At 58.7% G+C, this 6,226-nt stretch carries 7 protein-coding genes and 1 pseudogene; 5 read left to right on the top strand and 3 right to left on the bottom strand.

All coding sequences use genetic code 11. The annotated features are described in order from the left end of the window. Positions 1-22: 22 nt before the first annotated feature. Positions 23-199 (top strand): annotated as a pseudogene (locus JFT80_RS16815) (ATP-binding protein); the annotation flags it as partial. Positions 200-237: 38 nt separating this feature from the next. On the opposite strand, the gene JFT80_RS16810 reads toward JFT80_RS16815, so the two are convergent. Then, positions 238-1,059, bottom strand: coding sequence for an HDOD domain-containing protein (locus JFT80_RS16810; protein ID WP_201148615.1), 822 nt, complete (start codon positions 1,057-1,059; stop codon positions 238-240). Between the two features lie 35 nt (positions 1,060-1,094). Further along, positions 1,095-2,036, bottom strand: coding sequence for a folate-binding protein YgfZ (locus JFT80_RS16805; RefSeq protein WP_201148614.1), 942 nt, complete (start codon positions 2,034-2,036; stop codon positions 1,095-1,097). 150 nt (positions 2,037-2,186) lie between these two features. Here JFT80_RS16805 and JFT80_RS16800 point away from each other — a divergent pair, with 150 nt between their 5' ends. Both JFT80_RS16800 and JFT80_RS16795 read left to right on the top strand, forming a co-directional pair. Next, positions 2,187-2,441, top strand: coding sequence for a succinate dehydrogenase assembly factor 2 (locus tag JFT80_RS16800; RefSeq protein ID WP_201148613.1), 255 nt, complete (start codon positions 2,187-2,189; stop codon positions 2,439-2,441). Continuing rightward, positions 2,425-2,877, top strand: coding sequence for a protein YgfX (locus JFT80_RS16795; RefSeq protein ID WP_201148612.1), 453 nt, complete (start codon positions 2,425-2,427; stop codon positions 2,875-2,877). The genes JFT80_RS16800 and JFT80_RS16795 overlap by 17 nt, the downstream gene beginning before the upstream one ends. On the opposite strand, the gene nadB is transcribed toward JFT80_RS16795, so the two are convergent. After that, complete coding sequence (gene nadB, locus JFT80_RS16790; RefSeq protein ID WP_122837817.1) at positions 2,846-4,462, bottom strand: L-aspartate oxidase; 1,617 nt, start codon at positions 4,460-4,462, stop codon at positions 2,846-2,848. The two genes, JFT80_RS16795 and nadB, sit on opposite strands and share 32 nt — an antisense overlap. Positions 4,463-5,020: 558 nt before the next feature. Here nadB and rpoE point away from each other — a divergent pair. Next, on the top strand, positions 5,021-5,602 hold the full coding sequence (gene rpoE / locus JFT80_RS16785) for an RNA polymerase sigma factor RpoE (protein ID WP_003172477.1): 582 nt from the start codon (positions 5,021-5,023) through the stop codon (positions 5,600-5,602). A 30-nt stretch (positions 5,603-5,632) separates the two neighbouring features. After that, positions 5,633-6,220: a sigma-E factor negative regulatory protein gene (locus JFT80_RS16780; protein ID WP_064388462.1), complete on the top strand. Its 588-nt coding sequence runs from the start codon at positions 5,633-5,635 to the stop codon at positions 6,218-6,220. Positions 6,221-6,226 lie beyond the last annotated feature (6 nt).

The raw sequence follows: 6,226 nt of genomic DNA, 5'->3' as shown, positions 1-6,226 counted from the left end.
CGATTAATCGGACCGGGAGTTTATGAAAGAGCGTGAGCGGGTATTCGAGCGGTTTTACCGACGCAATCAGCAGGTCGCCGGGTCGGGACTGGGCCTGGCGATTGTCGGTGAGATCTGCCGTGCGCACCTGGCACAAATCAGTCTGCACGATGGCGAGCACGCGGGCTTGAAGGTTCGGGTGAGTTTTGTCGCGGGATAAAGGTTGCGCAGTGGCCCCGGGGTTACTGAGCACAAGGATCAGTAAAACATCGTCCGCGACTCTTCCAGATCCGCGCACAACGCCTTGTTCTCGGGGTCGATACCAAGCTTTCTGAACGCCGGAACACTCAGCGGATCGATGCGCGCAAACGGATGATCGCTGTCCTTGTGGCAATACAGGCTCGCCACTTGCACCAGATCGACGTAGTCGATTTCCGCCGAGTCGCGTTTGAAATCCTGATACAGCCCCGGCAACTCCACCAGCCGTTCGGGAAACTCCCAGACCCGCAGCAGCTTGTCGCCCAGCAGCGGGTGAATGTGATCGATCACGTGGTTCAGGCTGACCGGATCCGACAGCAGTTCGTAGTGATCTTCAGCGTAAGTCAGAATCGGCAACACGCCGATCTGATGAACCAGCCCGCCCAGTGCAGCCTGATCGGGCTTGAGCTGGGTGTAGCGCCGACACAACGCATAGCTGACGCCGGCGATCTCCAGACTCTTGCGCCAGACTTCGCGCATCTTCTGTTCGACCACCTCGGAGCGGGCGTGGAAGATTTGCTCCATCACCAGACCAATCGCCAGATTGCTGCTGTAATTGACCCCCAGTCGGGTGATGGCAGTGTGCAGGTCGGTCACTTCCTGAGTTGCGCGCAGCAGCGGACTGTTGACCACTTTGATCAGGCGCGCCGACAGCGCCGTGTCACGGCCGATCACTTTGCTCAGGTCGCTGACGCTGATGTCCGGGTCTTCAGCGGCCTTGCGAATTTGCATGGCCACTTCCGGCAACGTGGGCAGAACCAGGTCATCGTTATCGATGGCCTCAACCAAATCCTGTTGGACTTTTTCCGCCAGTTCGCTCATTTAGACTCTCTAGGGTGTTGCAACAAATGCTGCGATCAGCGCTGGATTTCGCGGTCACGATCCAGTTCATACGGCAGGTCGAGCAACTGCAGCGCCGGGCCTTCAAGAGCGCCCAGATGCACATCGCCGGCTTCAGCAGCTTCGGCCTGCAACACCGCCAGGAGTTCAATGGTTTGCCCCGCGTTGGCGGCCAGCACCACTTCACCAATGGCGCTGTTGTGGCTGGGTGCAAACAGTTGCGTGCCAGGCTCAGGCAGTTCGGCGGTATTCAGGTTCAAGCGATACAGACGACGCTTGAGTTTGCCTAGGTACTGCATGCGCGCGACGATTTCCTGGCCGGTGTAACAGCCTTTCTTGAAGCTCACGCCACCGACGGCTTGCAGGTTGAGCATTTGCGGGATGAACAGTTCGCGGGTGCTCGGCATGACCTGGCCGATACCGGCGCGGATCTGGCCCAGCAGCCATTGATTCAGTTCGCCTTCCGGCAGGGCTGCCGTCAGTTTGGTTTTGATCGCATCAGCCTGATCGGCTGGCGCCCAGAGCTCGGCGCGATCAGGCGAGACGCGAATCGCGATCAAGCCTTCGTTGCGCACGACACTGTCGGTTTCGGCCGGCAAGTCGAGGCCGAGACTGGACAGGGCGATGTCACCCTGCTGCAGACCGAAGCGTACCCACGCGGCGCTTTCGTCAGTCAGTTTCGATTTGGAGAACACCGCGTATTTTTTCAGGTCTGCCAGTTGCGGCTCCAGCAGGTCACTGGCCATCGCCAGCAGCACGCCATCAGCGTCGAGCAGAATGCGAAAACTCGACTGCATCCGGCCTTTTTGCGTGCAACGGGCGCCGAGGCTGGCACGGCTGTCACTGAGGTAGTTGAGATTGCAGGTCAGTTGGCCTTGCAGGAATTTTCCGGCATCCGCGCCGCGAACCGCGAGAACGCCTTCATGAGACAGGGTGCAGAAAAAAGCAGAATCGGCCATGGGTCATCGCAGGGTAAATAGACTGGGGCACATCATAAGGGCGCGTTGTTGAAATGGGTAGTTGATAAAGGATCGGTGGTGCCCGACCAAAGCCGACTGTGCGAGCTGCGTCGGGACTGTATACTTGCCGCCAAATTTGAGGAGGGCCCCATGGTCGAACAAGTTGAACTGAATCGCCTCTTTTGGCACAGCCGTCGCGGCATGCTTGAGCTTGACGTGTTGCTGGTGCCTTTTGTGAAAGAGGTTTATGCAGGCCTGAATCAGGTGGATCGCGATTTGTACGTGCGCCTGCTGGAGTGCGAGGATCAGGACATGTTCGGCTGGTTCATGGAGCGCAGCGAGTCCGAAGACCCTGAGCTGCAGCGCATGGTTCGGATGATTCTGGACCGTGTTCAGCCCAAGTAACACCTTCGAATGCCGCTGGCATGCCTCACGGCAGTTGCTGGCGGCGTATCTTTTGGCCCAGGCATTCGCGCTGGGTTCTCTTTTTCTACTGTCGATTCCACTCTGGGCGAGTCTTCTCGGGGCTTTCTGCTGTGTGCTCCACGGTTTTTGGGCGCTGCCACGGCAGATTCTATTGAGTCATCCCAAGGCCTATCGAGGATTGCGTCGCGATGCCGATGGCTGGCAGCTATGGAATCAGGCTGATGGCTGGCAAACCGCGCAACTGCGACCGGACAGCCTGGCGCTGCCGCTGATCGTGGTGCTGCGCTTTCGCTTGCGCGGGCAATGGCGAGTCAGGTCGATCTGCGTGCCACGCGATGCGCAGGCGGCGGACTTGCACCGACGCCTGCGAGTGCGGTTGAGGTTCAGTCGGCGTAGGTGGGCGGCACCAGAATAGTGTCCAGCGCCACCGGCAACAGGTTCGGGTAATCGAGCGTGTAGTGCAGGCCGCGGCTTTCCTTGCGTTCCATGGCCGAGCGGATCATCAGCTCGGCCACCTGGGCCAGGTTGCGCAACTCGATCAGGTCCCGGCTGACTTTATAGTTGCTGTAGAACTCGTCGATTTCATCAAGCAGCAAACGTACCCGATGCTGGGCGCGTTGCAAGCGTTTGTTGGTGCGTACGATGCCGACGTAGTCCCACATGAACCGGCGCAGTTCATCCCAGTTGTGCGCAATGATCACGTCTTCGTCGGAGTCGGTAACCTGGCTGGCGTCCCAGACCGGCAGGTCGATCGGGATCGACACTGCAGGTAGCTGTTCGAGAATGTCCGCCGCCGCCGAGCGTGCATAGACGAAACATTCCAGTAACGAGTTGCTGGCCATGCGGTTGGCGCCATGCAGGCCGGTGAAACTGGTTTCGCCGATGGCATACAGGCCCGGAACATCGGTGCGACCGTGCTGGTCGACCATCACCCCGCCGCACGTGTAGTGCGCAGCCGGTACCACGGGGATCGGCTGTTTGGTGATGTCGATGGAGAATTCGAGGCAGCGTTCGTAGACCGTCGGGAAGTGGCTCTTGATGAACGCTTCCGGCTTGTGGCTGATGTCCAGGTAGACGCAGTCCACCCCCAGGCGCTTCATTTCATGGTCGATGGCCCGTGCCACGATGTCCCGCGGCGCGAGTTCGGCACGCGGGTCGAAACGCTGCATGAAACGTTCGCCGTTGGGCAGTTTCAGGTGCGCACCTTCGCCGCGCAGGGCTTCGGTCACCAGAAAGCTCTTGGCTTGCGGGTGATACAGGCAAGTCGGATGGAACTGGTTGAACTCCAGGTTGGCCACCCGGCAGCCCGAGCGCCACGCCATGGCGATCCCGTCACCGCAGGCGCCATCGGGATTGCTGGTGTAGAGGTAGACTTTGGCGGCACCGCCAGACGCGAGGATCACAAACCGCGCACCGTAGGTGTCGACTTCCCCGGTGCCGCGGTTGAGCACGTAGGCACCCAGGCAGCGATCGCCGGCCAGGCCCAGGCGTTTTTCGGTGATCAGGTCGACCGCCACCCGCTGTTCCAGCAGTTCAATGTTCGGTCTTTGCCGGGCCTGGGCGAGCAGGGTGCGGAAGATTGCAGCGCCGGTTGCATCGGCGGCGTGGATGATGCGCCGATGGCTGTGACCGCCTTCGCGGGTCAAATGGAATTCAAATCCGCCATCTTCAGTGCCGGACTGCTCGTCACGGGTAAAGGGCACGCCCTGGTCGATCAGCCATTGAATGGCTTCCCTGCTGTGCTCGACGGTGAAACGCACGGCATCTTCATGGCACAACCCGCCGCCGGCGTTGAGGGTGTCATCAACGTGGGATTCGACAGTATCGGTATCGTCCAGCACTGCAGCGACCCCGCCCTGGGCCCAGAATGTCGAGCCGTTGGCGAGGTCGCCCTTGCTCAAGACGGCGATGCGCAAATCACCAGGCAAGGTCAGCGCCAGGCTCAAGCCTGCAGCGCCACTGCCTATTACCAGAACATCGTGTTGAAACTGTTGGCTCATTTCAGAATTCCGCACAAAGCGACCCGAGTCGGGGTTGGCGCAAGACTCCGCAACGGCAAGTCAAGGCAGCCACACAGCCCACTAGTATATAGAGGGGTGGGGCGGCACAATAGCCAAGCCCAGATGGCATTGTGAAACTACTGTGACGGGAAAAACCGGGCGCTTCGTCGGAAGATTTTTTCGCCGGTATGGGGAAAAGACGACTGTATCGGCGCTGAAACAGACTTTTTCGACCCAGGGTTGCTCAATGTCGGGTGGCTAGGCTATAAATAATTGGAACTTTTGCCAAAGGCCCAAGATCAATAGTCGGTGCCGGAAACAAGGGACAGTGTCGGGCTTCAGTGCGGAATCTGTGGTTGAGGTTCCTGCCGGCGAAACCGATAACAAGATTATTCGCGCAGCCGGTTTATCCCGCGCTGCGTTTTTCGTGCGTGCCAAATCAGAGCTCGCAGGAAACTTGCCTGAAGGGGGAGAACTTTTGCGAAAAGCCCGAGTCTATGTTTGCAAGTCTGGTCGTTTAGTTATGCAAGTCTCCTTCGGGCTTATCGAGGAGTGTTCATGCTAACCCAGGAAGAGGATCAGCAGCTGGTCGAACGCGTTCAGCGTGGCGACAAGCGAGCTTTCGATCTGCTGGTGCTGAAATATCAGCACAAAATTCTCGGGTTGATCGTGCGTTTTGTGCACGACACCCATGAAGCCCAGGACGTGGCTCAGGAAGCCTTTATCAAGGCGTATCGAGCACTTGGCAACTTTCGCGGCGACAGTGCGTTTTATACGTGGCTGTACCGTATTGCCATTAACACGGCAAAGAATTACCTGGTTTCACGCGGCCGTCGGCCGCCGGATAGTGATGTAAGTTCCGAAGACGCAGAGTTCTACGATGGCGATCACGGCCTCAAGGATCTCGAGTCACCAGAACGTGCACTGCTGCGGGATGAGATCGAAGGCACAGTCCATCGAACCATTCAGCAACTGCCAGAGGATTTGCGTACGGCGTTAACTTTACGTGAATTCGATGGTCTGAGTTACGAGGACATTGCGAGTGTCATGCAATGTCCGGTGGGTACCGTGCGCTCCCGGATTTTCCGCGCTCGGGAGGCCATCGATAAAGCCCTGCAGCCGTTGTTGCAGGAAAACTGAGACAGCGGCGACAGCCAAGAGAGGAACGCCATGAGTCGTGAAGCCCTGCAGGAATCGCTGTCCGCAGTGATGGATAACGAAGCGGACGAACTGGAATTGCGTCGAGTGATTAATGCACTGGACGACGTAGAAACCCGTGAGACCTGGGCTCGTTACCAGATCGCTCGGGCAGCCATGCACAAGGATCTGCTGCTTCCACGTCTGGATATCGCTGCGGCAGTGTCTGCTGCACTGGAAGACGAAACGGCTCCGGCCAAAGTATCTCGCAGCCCATGGCGCAACCTCGGCCGTCTGGCTGTTGCAGCCTCGGTCACTGTTGCCGTTCTGGCCGGTGTGCGTCTGTATAACCAGGACGAGATCGCTGGCGTTGAACTTGCCCAGCAATCGAATCAGCCAACCCTGGCCACTCCACAGGTCAAAGGCCCGGCTGTTCTGGCAGGCTATAGTGAGAGCTCGGAAGCCACTGGCCCTATGGCCAACGGCGTGTTGCAAGGTCAACCAGGCTGGCACGATCAGCGTCTGCCAGGCTACTTGCGCCAACATGCTCAACAGGCTGCATTGAAGGGTACTGAGAGCGCGCTTCCTTATGCGCGTGCAGCAAGCCTGGAAAACCGTTAAGGAGGA

It is taken from the genome of Pseudomonas sp. TH10 (assembly GCF_016651255.1).
In the GTDB taxonomy this organism is placed as follows: domain Bacteria; phylum Pseudomonadota; class Gammaproteobacteria; order Pseudomonadales; family Pseudomonadaceae; genus Aquipseudomonas.
This window is presented reverse-complemented; position numbering and strand designations above follow the sequence as displayed.

Excerpts from the sequence above, each read along its gene's own strand:
- JFT80_RS16810 (WP_201148615.1), bottom strand. The coding sequence starts at position 1,059 with ATGAGCGAACTGGCGGAAAAAGTCCAACAGGATTTGGTTGAGGCCATC.
- JFT80_RS16805 (WP_201148614.1), bottom strand. The coding sequence starts at position 2,036 with ATGGCCGATTCTGCTTTTTTCTGCACCCTGTCTCATGAAGGCGTTCTC.
- JFT80_RS16800 (WP_201148613.1), top strand. The coding sequence starts at position 2,187 with ATGGTCGAACAAGTTGAACTGAATCGCCTCTTTTGGCACAGCCGTCGC.
- nadB (WP_122837817.1), bottom strand. The coding sequence starts at position 4,462 with ATGAGCCAACAGTTTCAACACGATGTTCTGGTAATAGGCAGTGGCGCT.
- rpoE (WP_003172477.1), top strand. The coding sequence starts at position 5,021 with ATGCTAACCCAGGAAGAGGATCAGCAGCTGGTCGAACGCGTTCAGCGT.
- JFT80_RS16780 (WP_064388462.1), top strand. The coding sequence starts at position 5,633 with ATGAGTCGTGAAGCCCTGCAGGAATCGCTGTCCGCAGTGATGGATAAC.